Raw genomic sequence first — 16,325 nt, 5'->3', positions numbered from 1 at the left:
GAGCAGGACATGTGGTTGCTGTCGGCAGGGGGACCACATGACATCAGCACAGTATCGTTTTCGCCCGATCAATCTGTTGGGCGCAACCACCGCGCGGTGGCTGGTGTTGGTGGCGATCGGCGAGGGCATCATGGCGGCCTGGTCTGCTGCCGACATATTCGTATTAAGCAACCTCGACACCCTGTCCCAACGGACCTTAGACACATGGAGCCTGACGGGATTGATCGCGTTTGTGCACATCGGACTCTATCTCACGACAGTCGTCATCGCGGCGCGCTGGATTTATCGCGCCAACGCCAATACCTGCGCCAATCGTCGCAAACTCGAGACGCCGCCTCCTTGGGCCGTCGGCTGGTTCTTCATTCCGTTCGCCAATCTGTGGAAGCCCTACAAGGCCATGGCTGAAATGGTTCGCGCCAATCGCCGGTCGGGTACAGATCTACCGCTCGGTCCGTGGTGGGCAGCCTGGTTGATCTCGGGCATCGTCGGCAACATCAGCGCCCGCATCGCCTTTTCCGGCAACGATCCCTCCACCTTGATGACCTCGTCGGTGCTGGGCGTGATTGCCAGTCTCGCCGGCATCGCTGCAGCCCTGCTGTTCCGCCGCATCGTAATGGCTGTGACCGAAGCCCAGACGGCACAGCTCCAGGCCGAGGTGTTCTGAAGCCTTGCCGCAGGTCACAACGCCTGCAATACGCAACGACAGGCGGTTAAGGGAACGCGGTCAGACACCGCGGCTGTGCCCGCAACTGTAGGCGGGGAGGTCCGTCGTTCGATCCGGGCGCAATCCCGGCACCACTGGGCGTCGTCAAGACAACTGGGAAGGTGAGAACGCGGAGTCAGCATTTTTGCTGGCCAAGGGCGCTAAGCGCGGGTCTTCGACCCGCACCGCGTTTGGCCTTCGATCCGCAAGCCAGGAGACCTGGCCGCCCCCGTCGCTCGTCCGCTGTCCGGGACCAGACAGAGGCGTGGGGCCTGCCCCCTGCTGACATCAGCAGGGATGTTCCGTCGAAGCGACCCGATCTCTGCGCCGTGCTGGATGCGTCCAGTGCGGGTTGGTCGCTTTCATCGTCCCGTCGCGCGCGACGCCGGGGCTATACGGAGCCGCTCACATGAAGCGTTATCTCTTCCTCTCGACCGCACTGGTGGCGGTCGGCCTGTCCGCGCCTGCCTGGTCCCAGGAGGTGCCCGAACTCGAAGAGGTGGTCGTCACGGCCACCCGCATCCCGGCCATCGTCGCCGAGACGCCCGGAGCCCGCGTCATCGACCGCGCCACCATCGAACAGCGCGGCGCGGTCTTTGCCGCCGATATCCTGGCCGATGTGCCGGGGCTGTCCGTGACGCGGTCGGGCGCGTTCGGCGGCGTGGCTCAGGTTCGGATGCGAGGAGCCACGCCCGGCAAGACCCTGGTGCTGGTCGATGGCGCACCGGTCAATGACGCGGCAGAGCCGAACGGTGCCTATGACGTCTCAGGCTTCGATCTGGGCGATATCGAGCGCATCGAGGCGCTGTCGGGGCCGCAGTCGTCGCTTTGGGGTTCCGACGCCATCGGCGGCGTCATCGCCTTTACCACCCGCGAGATCGACGGCGTCCGCGCCGAGGCCGAGGTCGGCAGCTTTGACACGATGCGCGGTCGTCTCGCCGTCGGCACCGCCAACGAGACCTGGGCACTGGGCGGCTATGTCTCTCGCTTCGACACCGACGGGATTTCGGTCGCCGACGAGGCAAACGGTAATCCCGAAGCCGACGGCTTCGAGAACACCACCGTCGGCGTTCGTGGCCGTTACCTCGTCTCGCCGAGCGTGAAGCTGGACGGTTCGGCCCGCTGGTCACAGAGCGAAGCCGATCTGGACAAAGGCTTCCCGGTCTCCGACAACGCCGACCGGTCAGAGTCTGAGCAATGGTCCGGTGTCGTCCGCGCCACCGTCGACGCCCTGGGCCTGAAACACCAGTTCAGTGTCTCCGGCTCGGACATCGAGCGCGAGACCTTCAGCGCCTTCGGGTCAGTCTTCGAGGCCGACCGTCAGGCCTATCGCTGGCAGGCCAATGGCGAGACCGGCGCGGCGACCTATGCCTTCGGTGCCGAACGCGAAGAAAGCACCGGCAGCATTTCGACCGGCGACAGCGTCAGTCTGGGGATCAACTCGGTCTTCGGCACCGCGCGTTATCAGGTCACGGGCGCTCTCAGCATCACCGGCGGACTTCGGTTCGACGACACGGACGACTTCGGCTCCAAGACCACCGGGCGGGTCTCGGCCGCCTGGGATGTCGGTCCCGGCTTCACCCTGTCGGGAGCCTACGGCACCGGCTTCAAGGCCCCTTCGGTCAGCCAGGCCGTCTGCGACTTCTGCTTCTCTTCCCAGCCCTTCCCCGAGCTGCGCCCAGAGACGGCAAAGGGCTATGAGGCCGCCATCGGCTGGCGCTCGGCGGATGGCCGTATCGAGGGGCGCGCGACCGTCTATCGTCTCAATGTCGAGGACCAGATCACCTATATCTTCGACCCGGTCACCTTCGACAGCTACTATGTCAACATTGCCGAAACGGCGACTGACGGCGTCGAGCTGGAGGGTCGCGCGATCTTGGGCGGAGGCTTCGACCTGACCCTGGCCTATGCCTGGACCCATGCGACGGACGAAAGCACTGGTCGCGCACTGGCGCGGGTGCCGGAGCAGGCTGGATCGGTAACGCTGGGCTGGACCGGTGATCGCCTGTCGGGTGCCTTGACCATCCGGGCCGAGGACGATGAGCCGGACACCAACTCGGCCACGTCCGCCGTCCGCGAGGGCTTCGTCACGGCCAATCTGAATGCGGCCTATGCCCTGACGGATGCGGTCAGCCTGACCGCGCGGGTCGAGAACCTGGCGGACGTGCGGTATCAGCAGGTGCTGGGTTATGGCGAGCCGGGGCGCTCCGGCTATGTGGGGATCAGGCTGCGCTACTGATCCGGGCGGCGGAGCCGGTGGCGATGGTCGCCGGCTCCAGCTGCAGGGCTTCCCAGTCCAGGGCCGGTGCGGGCGCATGGGCAGCGGCGATGGTGGCGCGCAGTTCGGCGGCCGAGGCCACACTGGCGACCACGGCAGACACCTCTTCCAGGCCCAAGGCATAGGCCAGTGTCGCCTGCATCGGATCGACCCGCGCCTCGGCCAGGCGGCGGCGGATGCGCGACAGGGCATGGCTGTGCCGCGCCATATCGGTCGGCAGGGCGTCACCGCTCATGAACAGAAGGCCGTCGGCGAAGACGGACGAGGCATGGACCTCGATGCCCAGCGCAGCCAGTTCGCTCAGTACGCCGGTCCGGTGCGCGCGCTGATCCAGCATGTTCACGGGCAGTTGCACGATGTCGGGCTGGAAGCGCCGGGCCAGCAGGGCCGGGCCATCCTCGACCGTGGCGCAGAAGCCGATCCGCTTGAACAGGCCGCGATCCTTGAGCGCCGTTAGACGATCCCACAGGGCGCGACCCTCGGCCCCGGCCAGGTCGGCGGCGCTGGAAATCAGCAGGGCATCGCCGCGCGGCAGACCCAGACGCTCCAGCGAGCGACGCGCCCGCGCCTCGATCCGGTCCACGCCGTCGGAAATGGGCATGGTGCGGACGGTGACCTGAAACGGCGAGGGAAACGGCCAGGCCTGACCCAGCCATCGCTCTCCGTCGCCCTCGGGCCGGGTGGCGACCTTCTGGATCTTCGCATCGGCGGCGGTCTGAAGCAGGAAACGCAGGGCGTCCTCGCGCGCACCCGAGGGCGCAGGCTGCGCGCGCTCGGGCTGATGCACGACGGCGATCGCCAGTTTGTCGATCGGAGAGGGCGCACGATTCGGGATCACCTACGGACCCTGAACCCAAAAGTTTAAGGCGAGATTGGCAAAGCCTTGCCTGATGGTTACCGGGTGAACATTGGTTGCCAGCAAAAAAGGCTGCAGGCGAACCTGCAGCCTCATTGTGGTGGCGCTACCGCTCGCCGCGCGGCGGCTCACTTCTTGAGCGCATTCGCTTGTGATCGCGCTCAAGCAGCGAGCGACCGCGTCGTGAGCGATAGCGCCCCAGCTCGCCTCTTAGGAGAGCGAAGAATCGATGTCCTTGCAGGCCTGGATCAGGCCCTGGACCGACTCGACCGACTTCTTGAACATCGCCTTTTCGTCGTCGTTCGTGCTGAACTCGATGACCTTTTCGACACCGCCGGCACCGATCAGGGCGGGCACGCCGACATAGAGGTCGGACAGGCCGTATTCACCCGACAGCCAGACGGCGCAGGGCAGGACGCGTTTCTGGTCCAGCAGGTACGAGCGGGCCATGGCGATGGCGCTCTCGGCCGGGGCGTAGAAGGCCGAGCCGGTCTTGAGCAGGGCGACGATCTCGCCGCCGCCCTTGCGGGTGCGATCGACGATGGCGTCTAGGTCGCCCTGGCTGAGCATGCCGGCCGCGACGGCGTCGGGCAGGGGCAGACCGCCGACAGTCGAGTGGCGCACCATCGGCACCATGTCGTCGCCGTGACCGCCCAGAGTCCAGGCGTGAATGTCCTGGATCGACACGCCGGTCTTCTCGGCCAGGAAATAGGCGAAGCGGGCCGAGTCGAGCACACCGGCCATGCCGATGACCTTCTCCTTGGGCAGGCCCGAGAACTTCTGCAGGGCCCAGACCATCGCATCAAGCGGGTTGGTGATGCAGATCACGAAGGCGTTGGGGGCGTGGGCCTTGATGCCTTCGCCGACGGCCTTCATGACCTTCAGGTTGATGCCGATCAGGTCATCGCGGCTCATGCCCGGCTTGCGCGGCACGCCGGCGGTGACGATGCAGACGTCGGCCCCGGCGATGTCTGCATAGTCATTGGCACCCTTCAGGGCGACGTCGGTGCCGATCACGGCGGTGGCCTCAGCGATATCCAGGGCCTTCCCCTGGGGCGTACCCTCGGCGATGTCGAACAGGATGACGTCGCCCAGCGCTTCGCGCGCGGCCACGTGAGCCAGGGTTCCGCCGATCATTCCGGCGCCGATAAGGGCGATCTTCGCGCGAGCCATTGAGTATCTCCGGGAGGAAAAGGTGAGGCGGCGACTGCACCGCTGTCGGGCGGCGGTCTAGACCCAGCCGCATTCGCCTGCAACCGTAACCCCGCGTTACCGGAGAGCCTGATGACCGTTGGACAGGAAATGATCGCCGCCGAGGACACCCCCGACGGCCTGGTCACCGTCGTGGACGAAACCACGGTGCGGACCGAGGTCGCGGCCTGGCGGACCCGCGTCCTGAAACGCCCCGGCCTGTGGGACAAGGCCACGCGCGGCACACAGGACCGGATCAACCGCATCATCCCCGAGCGCGTGCATCAGGTCATCACCGCCGGGGTCGAGGCGATGACCAAGGGCATATTGTTCGGCTCCGACGTCCTGCAGGCCAAGCCCGGTCCGCGCGAGTCGCTGGCTGCGTCCGAACTGAAGGCCCGCGCCGCCATCAAGGTCTATCGCAACACCGCCAGTGTCGAAGGCGGGGTCGCGGGCGCGGGCGGTTTCGTCCTGGCCGCAGCGGACTTTCCGGCCCTGATGGCGATCAAGGTGCGGATGCTGGCTGACATCGTGGCCGCCTATGGCTGGGGTGGCGGGTCTCCGAGAGAGCGGCTGTTCGTGCTGCACATCTTCCACCTGGCCTTCGCCAGCGCCCGGCGGCGACCCGAGGCTCTGGCCGATCTGGAGCGCTGGATCGCGGATGTCGAGCAGCCCCAAGCCATCACCGACTACGACTGGCGCACCTTCCAGATCGAGTATCGCGACCATATCGACCTGGCCAAGATGGCCCAGCTGATCCCCGTCGTCGGTGCGCCGATCGGGGCCGTCGTCAACTGGCGGCTGGTCGAGCGGCTGGGCGAAACGGCCATCATGGCCTGCCGCATGCGCTGGATGGCGGAAGCGGCATGAATCAGGTTTGGAGGCTGGATTAATCTGCGTGGATTGATCCAAGAGTTCGGCGGGGACTTTTCAAGAACTGTGGCCGGCGGAGAGTCGATGAGGCGCATTCTGATGCTGAGCATGGCGGCAATCGCGCTCGGATTGTGGCCCGGGGTCGTGTCCGCCCAGACCATGCCGCTCAATGAATTCATCGCGACGGCCGACCGCATTCCACGCAACGTCACAGCACTCCTGCGTTCCGACTATCGCCGGTTGAAGCGTGAAGGAGAGGCCGGCATTTCGGCCGTCCTGACCGAGCAGTATCGCGCCCAGCAGGCGAACCGACCGAGCCAGACCTGCATTCCGATGGACGGTTTCTCGTTCGACTCCGAAGATGTGCTCCGCAGGCTGAAAGCCATCCCCGAACCACAGCGGCGCAGGATGACCATTACCGACGGCATCCGCGAGATCATGCGCCGTCAATATCCCTGCCCCGCACCTTGATAACTTCAGCTGTTTCCAAACTCAAAACTTATTGATTTTGCCTGTCGTCATTGTGGGCATAGGCTGGCTCTACAACCATAATCCACGGGAGCTGAATCATGGACGGAAACGCTGGCGGACCCTCGCCCCTGAGCGACCCCAAGAAGGAAAAAGGCGCGATGCGCAGCCTTTTGGGTCGCACCAACCGCGACTGGTGGCCCAACCATCTGGCGGTCGATATCCTGCACCAGCAGGGCAAGACCGGCGACCCGATGGGCGACGGCTTCAGCTATGCCGAGGCGTTCAACACCCTGGATTACGACGCGGTCAAGCGCGACCTGACGGCCCTGATGACCGACAGCCAGCCATGGTGGCCGGCGGACTATGGCCACTATGGTCCCTTCTTCATCCGCATGGCCTGGCACTCGGCGGGTACCTACCGGACCGGCGACGGGCGCGGCGGCGCGGGCGCGGGCCAGCAGCGTTTCGCACCGCTGAACTCCTGGCCGGACAACGGCAACCTGGACAAGGCGCGTCGTCTGCTGTGGCCGATCAAGCAGAAATACGGGGCCAAGCTGAGCTGGGCCGACCTGTTCATCCTGGCCGGCAATGTCGCCATCGAGTCGATGGGCGGACCAGTCTTCGGCTTCGGCGGTGGCCGTGCTGACGTCTGGGAGCCCGAGAAGGACGTCTATTGGGGTACCGAAGAGAAATGGGTCGGCGAAGAGGGCAATGAGACCCGCATCCAGCCCGACAAGGAAATGGCGCTGGAAGACCCGCTGGCCGCTATCCAGATGGGCCTGATCTATGTGAACCCCGAAGGTCCTGGCGGTGTGCCCGAAGCCCTGCAGTCGGCCCGCGACATCCGCGAGACCTTTGCCCGCATGGGCATGAACGACGTCGAGACCGCGGCCCTGACCGCCGGGGGTCACACCTTCGGCAAGGCGCACGGCAATGGCGACGCCTCCAAGGTCGGCATCAGCCCCGAGGGGGCCGACATCGCCCAGCAGGGTCTGGGCTGGGTCTCCGGCCACGAGAGCGGCATGGGCGACCACACCATCACCTCGGGCATCGAAGGGGCCTGGACGCCCACGCCGATCACCTGGGATATGACCTATTTCGACATGCTGCTGGACCATGAATACGAGCTGGTCCGCAGCCCTGCGGGTGCCAAACAGTGGCAGCCGGTCGGCAATCCGGAAGAGACCCTCGCCCCTGCCGCCCACACGCCGGGCAAGAAGGTGCCGACGATGATGACCACGGCCGACATGGCGTTCAAGGTCGATCCGGAATACCGCAAGATCATGGAGGCCTTCCGCGCCGACCCGGCCTATTTCGGCGACCAGTTCGCCCGCGCGTGGTTCAAGCTGTGCCACCGCGACATGGGGCCGAAGATCCGCTATCAGGGTCCCGAGGTTCCGACCGAGGAACTGATCTGGCAGGATCCGATCCCGGCCCACACCGGTCCGAAACTGACCGACGCCGATATCGATACGCTGAAGGGGCATATCGACTCGTCGGGCCTGTCGATCGCCGATCTGGTCCGCACGGCCTGGGCCTCGGCCGCCACCTGGCGCGGCTCCGACCATCGCGGCGGTGCCAATGGCGGGCGCATCCGTCTGGAGCCGCAGCGCAGCTGGGATGTCAACGAGCCGCACAAGCTGGCCAAGGTTCTTCAGGTCTATGAAGGCATCAAGGCCTCGTCCGGCCTGAACGTCTCCATCGCCGACCTGATCGTTCTGGGCGGCTCCGTCGGGGTCGAACAGGCGATCAAGGCTGCCGGTCACGACATCGCCGTGCCCTTCACGCCGGGCCGCACCGATGCCTCGGCCGAACAGACCGATGCCGACAGCTTCAAGGTGCTGGAGCCCCGCGCCGATGGTTTCCGCAACTATCTGCAGGTGCAGTTCAACGTTCCAACGGAAGAACTGCTGGTCGACCGGGCACAACTGCTGGGCCTGACCGCACCGCAGATGCTGGTGTTGGTCGGGGGTCTGCGGGTCCTGGGGGCCAACCATGGCGCATCCGAGAATGGCGTCCTGACCGATCGTCCGGGCCAGCTGACGAACGACTTCTTCGTCAATCTGCTAGACATGCGCACGGCCTGGAAACAGGTCGACGACCACTCCGACGAAACCTTCGTCGGCACGGACCGCGACACGGGCGAGCAGCGCTGGACCGCCACCCGCACCGATCTGGTGTTCGGTGCCAACTCCCAGCTGCGCGCGCTGGCCGAGGTCTATGCTTCTGCCGACGCGGGAGAGAAGTTCGTGCGCGACTTCGTCAAGGCCTGGGTCCAGGTCATGGAGAACGACCGCTACGACATCCGAAAGCGCGCGGTCCACGCGGAAAAGGTCGCGGCCTGATCCGTAATGCTGGCCCTCCTCGCTATGCAGCGAAGAGGGCCAAGCCCTTCCGATTGATTTTGCCATGTCGATAGCGACAGCCTATGTCGCGCGCATGCTCCCGACCCTGCGACAGCTCCAGTATCTGAAACTCCTCGCCGAACACGCCTCGTTCAGCCGGGCAGCGGAGGCGGCCCATGTCAGCCAGCCGGCCCTGTCGGCTGGGGTGCAGGAGCTTGAGAAGATCCTGGGGGCCGCCGTTGTCGAGCGGACACGCGGCAATGTCCAGCTGACCGCCGTCGGGGTCGAGGCCGTGCGCCGGGCCGAAGATGTCCTAGCCCGCACGGAAGATCTGGTCGAGGCGGCGAAGAATGCGGGCAAGCCCCTGTCTGGCCGGTTCCGGCTGGGCGTCATTCCGACCGTCGCGCCGTTCCTGCTGCCCGCCAAGCTGCCGGGGTTGAAAGTCGCCTATCCGGCCCTGCGTCTGTTTATCCGTGAAGACCTCACACCCCGGCTGATCGCGGCGCTGAAGGCGGGCCAACTGGACGCCGCCGTTATCGCCCTGCCTTATACGGCAGCCGGCATCGACCATGCCCGCATCGGCGATGACGAGATCCTGGCCGCTGCGCCGGTCGGTCATGCCCTGGCCGGCACGGGTCCCATCCCAGCGGGCTCCCTCAAGGCCGAGGACCTGATCCTGCTGGAGGATGGCCACTGCCTGCGCGATCAGGCCCTGGCCGCCTTCGACATCGACCCGCCCAAGGGCGACGACGTCTTTGCCGCCACCAGCCTGCACACCCTGGTGCAGATGGTGTCTTCGGGACTGGGCGTCAGCTTCCTGCCCGAAATGGCCGTGCGGGCCGGTCTGGCCGACATGCCCGGCGTGGTCGTGCGCCAGATTTCGGCCAAGGCCCCCAGGCGGGAAATCGTGGTCGCCTGGCGCCATGGCTCCAGCCGCGCCGCCGAGGCCCGGCTGCTGGCCGAGGCCCTCACCCTGGACTGAGATTACAACTCTGTAAGGTGCGCTCGCATCCGGCGCTGTTAGGGTCCGCCTCGCCCGCCGTCCGGGCGCTCGGAGCCGCCCCATGAAGTCCCGCCTGATCCTGACCGCCTGCGCCGCCGCCCTGCTGATAGGCCTGCCCGCCGCCTCGCCAGCGATGGCGCAGGATGCGGTCACCGCCTCGGCCCCCGCAGGCATCAACGTGCCGCCGCTGGGCTTCGCCAAGCGGACCCTGGCCAACGGCATGGAGGTCTATACGGCGCGCGACACCTCGACATCGAACGTCACGGTCCAGGTCTGGTACCGGGTCGGGTCCAAGGACGATCCGGCTAACCGCTCCGGCTTTGCCCACCTGTTCGAACATCTGATGTTCAAGGCGACCAAGGATTTCCCGGACGAGACGTTTGACCGCCTGACCGAGGACGTCGGCGGCAACAACAACGCCTTTACCAGCGACGACGTGACCGCCTATTTCGAGACCATTCCGGCCAACCATCTGGAGCGGCTGATCTTCGCCGAGGCCAGCCGCCTTGGCTCGCTGGTCGTCAACGAGGACGTGTTCGAGAGCGAGCGCGACGTGGTCAAGGAGGAGTACCGCCAGGGCGTCCTGGCCAGTCCCTATGGCCGTCTGTTCAGCGTCTTCCTGCCGCAGACCATCTATCAGGAGCATCCCTATCGCCGGACCACCATCGGTTCGATCGAGGACCTGGATGCGGCGACGATCGAGGATGTCCGCCGGTTCCACGCCACCTACTACCGGCCCGACAATGCCATCCTGATCGTGGCGGGCAATTTCGACGAGAGCCAGCTGAACGGCTGGATCGACCAGTACATGGCCCCGATCCAGAATCCGGACCGTCCGCTGCCGGTCAATGACGTCAAGGAGCCGGAACCGACCGGCCCGCGCGAAGCGACCTTCCATGCGCCGAACGTGCCTCTGCCTGCGGTCGTGCTGGCCTATCCGACCATCCCCTATGTCGGCGAGGACCGGGCGGCGCTGACGGTGCTGGATGGTATCCTGTCGACGGGCGAAAGCAGCCGCCTGTACCGGTCACTGGTCTACGATCAGCAGGTCGCCGCCTCTATCGGCTCCAGCGCGGACTTCTCGCAGCAGGCGGGGGCCCTGTACGCCTATTCCATCCTGGCCGGCGGCAAGACGCCCGACGAAGGCATTGCCGCCCTGACCGCCGAGATCGCCCGTTTCCGCGACGCACCGGTCACCGACGCCGAACTGGCCGAGGCCAAGAACGAGCTGGTCGCCAGTGCCCTGCGCAGCCGCGAAACCATCGACGACCGTGCCGTCGTGCTGGGCTTCGCCCTGATCAACGGCAATGACGCCGCCTACGCCGACCGGGAGATCGCTGCCATCCAGGCCGTGACCGCCGCCGACATCCAGAGGGTCGCCAACCGCTATCTGACGCCGGAGCGGTCGATCACCATCCGTTATCTGGCCGCAGATGACGCCAACCCGACCTCCCAGCAGACGCTGAACGTCGACGCCCCGGTCAAGGTCGCGGATCTGGCCCCGGTCGGCCGGTTGTTCACCCTGCTGCCAGAGGCGGAGCGCGCCCCCATGCCTGAGGTAACCGCCGCGGTCTCGCCGACGACGCCGACGGTCGCCGATTTCCGCCTGGATAACGGCCTGCGCGTGCTGGTCGCCCCCAAAGCGGGCCTGCCGCTGGTGTCGGCGCGTCTGAGCTTTGATGCCGGATCGGCGGATGATGAGGCTGGAAAGGCCGGGCTCGCGTCCATGACGGCCGCCTTGCTGACCCAGGGCACGGCCAGCCGCACGGCTCCCGAGATCGCCACCCAGATCGAAGCTCTGGGGGCATCGGTCGGAGCCGGGGACGGGCCCGACTTCACCAATGTCTTTGCCAATGCCCCCTCGGACGTCTTCCCCCAGACCGTGGCCCTGATGGCCGATCTGGTACGCAATCCGACCTTTGCCGACGAGGAACTGGAGCGCCAGCGCACCCAGACCCTGGACGGGCTGAGGATCGCCCTGTCCACACCCGGTCCCGTCGCCGGCCAGGCCGCAGGACGGGTCGTCTACGGCGATGCGGCCTATGGCGCACCTGGCGGGGGCACCCTGACCACCGTCGCCGGCCTGTCGCGCGCAGATATCGCCGCCTTCCATGCCGCCCGATATCGCCCGTCAGAGGCGACCCTGGTCTTCTCGGGCGACATCACCCCCGATGCGGCCCGGGCCCTGGCCCAGCAGGCCTTCGGCGACTGGGCCGAACCGGCGCAGGCCGCCAGCCCCGCCGTTGATCCGGCCGGGGCTCCGCTGGCCCCGCGCGTCGTGGTCATCGACCAGCCCGGAGCCGGTCAGGCCGCCGTCACCGTCGCCCTGCGCAGCGTGCCCCGGTCCGACGAAGCCTATTTCCCGCTGACGGTTGGAAACACCCTGCTGGGCGGCAGCTTTACCTCGAGGCTGAACCAGGAAATCCGCATCAAGCGGGGTCTGAGCTATGGCACGCGATCTTCGCTCGGCGTTCGCCGGGACGATGGCCTGTTCACAGCCTCGGCCCAGACGCGCAACGATGCGGCTGTCGAGGTCGCGGACCTGATCCTGGAAGAGGTGCGCCGTCTGGGCGCGACCCAGCCGACCGAGAGCGAACTGACCACCCGCCGCGCCATCCTGACCGGGGCCTTCGGCCAATCGCTGGAAACGGTCGATGGTCTGGGCGGGGCCGTTGCCGGCCTGGCGCTCTACGACATCCCCATGAGCGAACTGGCCACCTATGCCGCCAGTGTGGAGGCGGTGGATGGACCGGCCATGCAGGCGGCCTTCGCCGAGCATCTCCCTGTCGACCGGGCCAGCCTGGTCATCGTCGGTGACGCGGCCCAGTTCATCGAGGCGCTGCGGGCGAAATACCCCAATGTCGAGGTCATCCCGCTGACAGACCTGAACCTCGACGCAGCGGCCTTGAAGTAGGGATCAGGCCGACAGACAGACGACCTGCGCCACCTTCAGATCCCGGCGCAGGTCGTCGGCAACGGCCCCGTAGTTGTCGATGCCGATGGACCGCCCGCGCAGGCGTTCGGTCGGGGTCTGGATACCGCGCACCGCGGGACCGAACGTCTCGGGTGAGGTGGTATAGATGCGGCCCCGGCGCGGGCTCTCGGCGATGGTGACCCCTACGGCCCGGCCCTGACGATCCAGCACGGGTGCGCCCGACAGGCCTGCCAGCGTTCCGCCCAGTCCGTCGGTGCGCCCAACCTCGGCCCAGGCCAGGACCGGCTCATCACGCTGGCCCCGCCCGCGCACGCGCAAGGTCTCGCGCCCCAGCAGGCGCGATGTCGCCTCGCCTGGCCGGGCCTGGGGATAGCCGGGATGAAAGCCGCGCTGGCCGGACCTCAGATCGCGGTCTGTGGTCACCGGAATGGCCGCCGTCCCGCCGTCGGTGATCAGGACGGCGATATCGGCGCGTGAGGCCAGGCGCACGTCGGCGGCCACCGCACGGCCACCTCCGACCAGAATGGCCGGCTGACGGCAGCCTTCCACCACATGGCGGGCTGTGATCCAGCGTCCCGCGCGGGCAACAGAGAAGGCCGTGCCCGAGGAGGGCTGGAAGGGAATGTCCGGTGCATTGACCGTGACGGCCGGATCAAAGGGCGTGACGGGGCCCAGAAGCGCGCCCTCGGTCTCTTCCGGCGCTGTCGAGACCGGCGCATCCGCATTCTCCCGCTTGCTCAGCGAGAACAGCAGCAAGGCTCCGGCGACACCCAGATAGATCAACCAGTCGGGAGGACGCGGCATCGTCCTGCCTCAACCCGTCAGCGCCGCCGCGAGGATCAGCGCGGTCGACAGCTTGGCCCCGACCAGCAGGATGGCGGCGGATATCTCGCCCTGCTGGATACGCTGGGGCAGGCCGGTCAGCAGCATGTCGACCAGGCGGAAGGCCAGCAGTTGCAAGGCCACCGTCGCCACCCCCCAGATAAGAATATCACGCACCGAGGTCGAAACATTCAGGCTGACCGCCAGGGGAATGGCCAGACCGACCAGCACCCCGGCCAGGGCCAGAGCAGCGGCGGCATTGCCCTGGCGGATCAGGGTGATCTCCTTCCACGGCGTCATCCAGACATAGGCCAACGCCCCGCCCAGCATGAGGCCCAGCGTCACCGCCAGATGCGCGATCATGGTCGGAAAGCCGGAGGCGAACGCCTGAAACTCGGCGCTGTCCAGCACGGGAGGGAGGGTCGAGGCGTCCATGGTGATCCGATGATCAGAAGTTGCAGACGCTTGCCCGCTTTTCGCCTCATTCCGCAAGCGTTGCGGGGACACAGTCCATCAACAAAGATGTCACCCTGTGTCCGGAGCCTGCGTCCGAAGCCCGTACCTAGGGGTTCAGGCGGCCTCGACCGTCGCCTGTTCCGCCTTGCGCAGCGCCGACGCCCGCTCCTTTTCGCTTTCTGACTTCAACTGGCCACAGGCGGCCAGGATGTCGCGACCACGCGGCGTGCGGATCGGGCTGGCGAAACCGGCCTTATTCAGGATGGCGGCGAACCGCTCGATCGTGCCCCAGTCCGAACACTGATAATCCGTGCCGGGCCAGGGGTTGAACGGGATCAGATTGACCTTGGCCGGAATGCCCTCGATCAGTTTGACCAGGGCCCGCGCCTCGTCCGGGCTGTCGTTGACCCCCTTCAGCATGACGTACTCGAACGTCACCCGTCGCGCGTTCGACAGGCCCGGATAGGCCCGGATGCCCGCCATCAGGGCTTCCAGATTGTACTTCTTGTTCAGCGGTACCAGCACGTCGCGCAAGGCGTCGTTGGTGGCGTGCAGGCTGATGGCCAGCATGGCCTGGGTGCGGTCGCCCAGTGGGCCCAGTTGCGGCACCACGCCACTGGTCGAGACCGTCATCCGACGCCGCGACAGGGCGATACCCTCCGGGTCAGAAATGATCTCGATGGCGTCGGCGACATGGTCCAGATTGTACAGCGGCTCGCCCATGCCCATGAAGACGATGTTGGACAGGCGGCGGTCCTCCATCGGCGACGGCCATTCGCCCAGATCGTCGCGGCAGACCTGCACCTGGGCCACGATCTCGGCGGCGGTCAGGTTGCGCACCAGCTTCTGGGTGCCCGTATGGCAGAAGGTGCAGTTCAGGGTGCAACCCACCTGGGACGACACGCACAGAGCGCCTGCGCGGCCCACGTCGGGAATATAGACCGCCTCGACCTCGATGCCCGGCGCGGTGCGGATCAGATATTTGCGGGTGCCGTCCTTCGATACCTGCCGCTCGACGATCTCGGGCCGGGCCAGGGTGAAGGCCTCGGCCAGTTTCGCCTGCATGTCCTTGGCGACATTGCTCATCAGGGCGAAGTCGGTGACGCCGTGATGGTGGATCCAGCCCCAGATTTGGCTCGCCCGCATCTTGGCCTTCTCGGGCGGACAGACGCCCGCATCGACCAGCGCCTGACGCAGGCCCGCGCGCGTCAGGCCGGCCAGGTTTACGGGTCCGGCCACAGCGGCGGTCGTGCGTGTAAGGTCGAGCGAGAGGCTCAAGGGCGATATCCTGGACGGGCGGGAGGCGGGCCTTATACCACAGATCGGGCAGGATTTAAGGCAGGGCGGCATGAGGGACTTATGTGCCCACGCAGTCTTCTTGCACTGATGCTCTCGACACGGCTAGTTACTCCGCTTGCGACAAGGTTCTAGAAAATGTTGATAGCGACACTTGCGATTCTGACCGTAGCGTTCAGCACGCCGCAAGAGCCGGTCACGGACGTATCCTCAGAGTATGCTCGAACCTATCAGCTCCAACCGATACCGCCTCAACGATGGCGCGAAGGGTGTGAAGTCAGCTGGAGCCTAGCTAGCAGTGGAGACTTCACCGCGCAGGCCGGTATGTTGGTTACCCAAGGCAAATGGCGCGTAGAGGAAACTGGTCCGGCCGGACCTCAAACGCGAACCGTTCTGGTGCTCGAAGGGTTGACTGAAAACGGCGAACAAGGCTGCGGGGTCGTGCTGCCGGAGGAGCCTATCCGTCTCGATATCATGTCGCTGGTAAATGGGACGGTGTTCGTCATCAATCGGCAGCTAACTTCGGACGGAGTACCTATAATTTCTCCGCAGGTACGGTTGGAGCCAAAAGACTAATAAATTGCGCTGATTGAGCGTTATACTACTCCGCCTCGAGCTCGTGAATCCTTTCGTCGTCCAGACCGAAGTGGTGGCCGATCTCGTGGATCAGCACATGGGCGATGATTTCCGACAGCCCCACGTCACCACGCTCGCACCATTCGTCCAGGATCGGGCGACGATACAGGAAGATGCGTGACGGCTCAGGGGCCGCCCCCATGCCGTCGCGCAGGCCGATATCGACGCCGTGATACAGACCCGTGAGCTCGAACGGGTCCTCCATCCCGAAGCTGGCCAGCGTTTCCTCGTCGGCAAAGTCGTCGATACGAATGACCACGTCCCCCGCCAGCGCCCCGAATGGTGCGGGCAGGGCATCGAACGCCTCGCGCGCCAGCCGGGCGAAGTCGTCCAGAGACGGGGCGGTCTGGTCAGTCCAGGGTGAGGAGGCTGTGTCGGTCATGGCGTCCATATCAGATGTCCGCGCCCTCCTCGCAAATCACGCAGCGCGGGTTATGGTTACCGAATCGGGGCGCGGGGC

Annotated in this window: 13 protein-coding genes and 1 riboswitch; of the genes, 7 read left to right on the top strand and 6 right to left on the bottom strand. The window is 66.2% G+C overall.

Annotated elements, in window-relative coordinates:
* The first annotated feature begins 37 nt into the window (after positions 1-37).
* Positions 38-664 (top strand): DUF4328 domain-containing protein, encoded by a 627-nt coding sequence (locus AC4PRM_RS05850; RefSeq protein ID WP_492039126.1) that lies wholly within the window; start codon positions 38-40, stop codon positions 662-664.
* A gap of 28 nt (positions 665-692) precedes the next feature.
* Positions 693-945: riboswitch (cobalamin riboswitch) on the top strand.
* Between the two features lie 167 nt (positions 946-1,112).
* A complete protein-coding gene (locus AC4PRM_RS05845) occupies positions 1,113-2,942 on the top strand; it encodes a TonB-dependent receptor plug domain-containing protein (protein WP_492039125.1) in 1,830 nt (609 codons plus the stop codon).
* Here the strand turns inward: AC4PRM_RS05845 and AC4PRM_RS05840 are convergent.
* A complete protein-coding gene (locus AC4PRM_RS05840; RefSeq protein WP_492039124.1) occupies positions 2,926-3,819 on the bottom strand; it encodes an aldo/keto reductase in 894 nt (297 codons plus the stop codon). The two genes, AC4PRM_RS05845 and AC4PRM_RS05840, sit on opposite strands and share 17 nt — an antisense overlap.
* Before the next feature lie 228 nt (positions 3,820-4,047).
* A complete protein-coding gene (gene mdh, locus AC4PRM_RS05835) occupies positions 4,048-5,010 on the bottom strand; it encodes a malate dehydrogenase (protein ID WP_487921357.1) in 963 nt (320 codons plus the stop codon).
* A 111-nt stretch (positions 5,011-5,121) separates the two neighbouring features.
* Here mdh and AC4PRM_RS05830 point away from each other — a divergent pair, with 111 nt between their 5' ends.
* From AC4PRM_RS05830 to AC4PRM_RS05810, 5 genes are all read left to right on the top strand, one after another.
* Entirely contained in the window at positions 5,122-5,898 is a 777-nt protein-coding gene (locus AC4PRM_RS05830) for an EcsC family protein (RefSeq protein WP_492039123.1), read from the top strand.
* A gap of 87 nt (positions 5,899-5,985) precedes the next feature.
* Positions 5,986-6,372: a hypothetical protein gene (locus AC4PRM_RS05825; protein WP_373256555.1), complete on the top strand. Its 387-nt coding sequence runs from the start codon at positions 5,986-5,988 to the stop codon at positions 6,370-6,372.
* A gap of 158 nt (positions 6,373-6,530) precedes the next feature.
* Positions 6,531-8,717, top strand: coding sequence for a catalase/peroxidase HPI (gene katG, locus AC4PRM_RS05820; protein ID WP_492039198.1), 2,187 nt, complete (start codon positions 6,531-6,533; stop codon positions 8,715-8,717).
* Between the two features lie 94 nt (positions 8,718-8,811).
* A complete protein-coding gene (locus AC4PRM_RS05815; protein ID WP_373256804.1) occupies positions 8,812-9,699 on the top strand; it encodes a hydrogen peroxide-inducible genes activator in 888 nt (295 codons plus the stop codon).
* Positions 9,700-9,781: 82 nt separating this feature from the next.
* On the top strand, positions 9,782-12,634 hold the full coding sequence (locus AC4PRM_RS05810; RefSeq protein ID WP_492039122.1) for a M16 family metallopeptidase: 2,853 nt from the start codon (positions 9,782-9,784) through the stop codon (positions 12,632-12,634).
* A gap of 3 nt (positions 12,635-12,637) precedes the next feature.
* Here the strand turns inward: AC4PRM_RS05810 and AC4PRM_RS05805 are convergent, their stop codons facing one another.
* The 4 genes from AC4PRM_RS05805 to AC4PRM_RS05790 all read right to left on the bottom strand — a co-directional run bounded on the left by AC4PRM_RS05805 (position 12,638) and on the right by AC4PRM_RS05790 (position 16,247).
* Positions 12,638-13,459 (bottom strand): S1 family peptidase, encoded by an 822-nt coding sequence (locus AC4PRM_RS05805; protein ID WP_492039121.1) that lies wholly within the window; start codon positions 13,457-13,459, stop codon positions 12,638-12,640.
* A gap of 9 nt (positions 13,460-13,468) precedes the next feature.
* Positions 13,469-13,912, bottom strand: a complete 444-nt coding sequence (locus tag AC4PRM_RS05800) for a DUF350 domain-containing protein (protein ID WP_487921352.1) — start codon at positions 13,910-13,912, stop codon at positions 13,469-13,471.
* Between the two features lie 135 nt (positions 13,913-14,047).
* The gene (rlmN, locus tag AC4PRM_RS05795) at positions 14,048-15,211 is read right to left on the bottom strand and encodes a dual-specificity RNA methyltransferase RlmN (protein ID WP_492039120.1); all 1,164 of its coding nucleotides are present in this window, start codon (positions 15,209-15,211) and stop codon (positions 14,048-14,050) included.
* A 619-nt stretch (positions 15,212-15,830) separates the two neighbouring features.
* Positions 15,831-16,247: a metallopeptidase family protein gene (locus tag AC4PRM_RS05790; RefSeq protein ID WP_492039119.1), complete on the bottom strand. Its 417-nt coding sequence runs from the start codon at positions 16,245-16,247 to the stop codon at positions 15,831-15,833.
* Positions 16,248-16,325: the final 78 nt, after the last annotated feature.

It is taken from the genome of Brevundimonas sp. DW-iso22, from assembly GCF_058725425.1.
This window is presented reverse-complemented; position numbering and strand designations above follow the sequence as displayed.

Coding starts and splice junctions, on each gene's coding strand:
- AC4PRM_RS05850 (WP_492039126.1), top strand. CDS start 38: ATGACATCAGCACAGTATCGTTTTCGCCCGATCAATCTGTTGGGCGCA.
- AC4PRM_RS05845 (WP_492039125.1), top strand. CDS start 1,113: ATGAAGCGTTATCTCTTCCTCTCGACCGCACTGGTGGCGGTCGGCCTG.
- mdh (WP_487921357.1), bottom strand. CDS start 5,010: ATGGCTCGCGCGAAGATCGCCCTTATCGGCGCCGGAATGATCGGCGGA.
- AC4PRM_RS05830 (WP_492039123.1), top strand. CDS start 5,122: ATGACCGTTGGACAGGAAATGATCGCCGCCGAGGACACCCCCGACGGC.
- AC4PRM_RS05825 (WP_373256555.1), top strand. CDS start 5,986: ATGAGGCGCATTCTGATGCTGAGCATGGCGGCAATCGCGCTCGGATTG.
- katG (WP_492039198.1), top strand. CDS start 6,531: ATGCGCAGCCTTTTGGGTCGCACCAACCGCGACTGGTGGCCCAACCAT.
- AC4PRM_RS05815 (WP_373256804.1), top strand. CDS start 8,812: ATGCTCCCGACCCTGCGACAGCTCCAGTATCTGAAACTCCTCGCCGAA.
- AC4PRM_RS05810 (WP_492039122.1), top strand. CDS start 9,782: ATGAAGTCCCGCCTGATCCTGACCGCCTGCGCCGCCGCCCTGCTGATA.
- AC4PRM_RS05805 (WP_492039121.1), bottom strand. CDS start 13,459: ATGCCGCGTCCTCCCGACTGGTTGATCTATCTGGGTGTCGCCGGAGCC.
- AC4PRM_RS05800 (WP_487921352.1), bottom strand. CDS start 13,912: ATGGACGCCTCGACCCTCCCTCCCGTGCTGGACAGCGCCGAGTTTCAG.
- AC4PRM_RS05790 (WP_492039119.1), bottom strand. CDS start 16,247: ATGACCGACACAGCCTCCTCACCCTGGACTGACCAGACCGCCCCGTCT.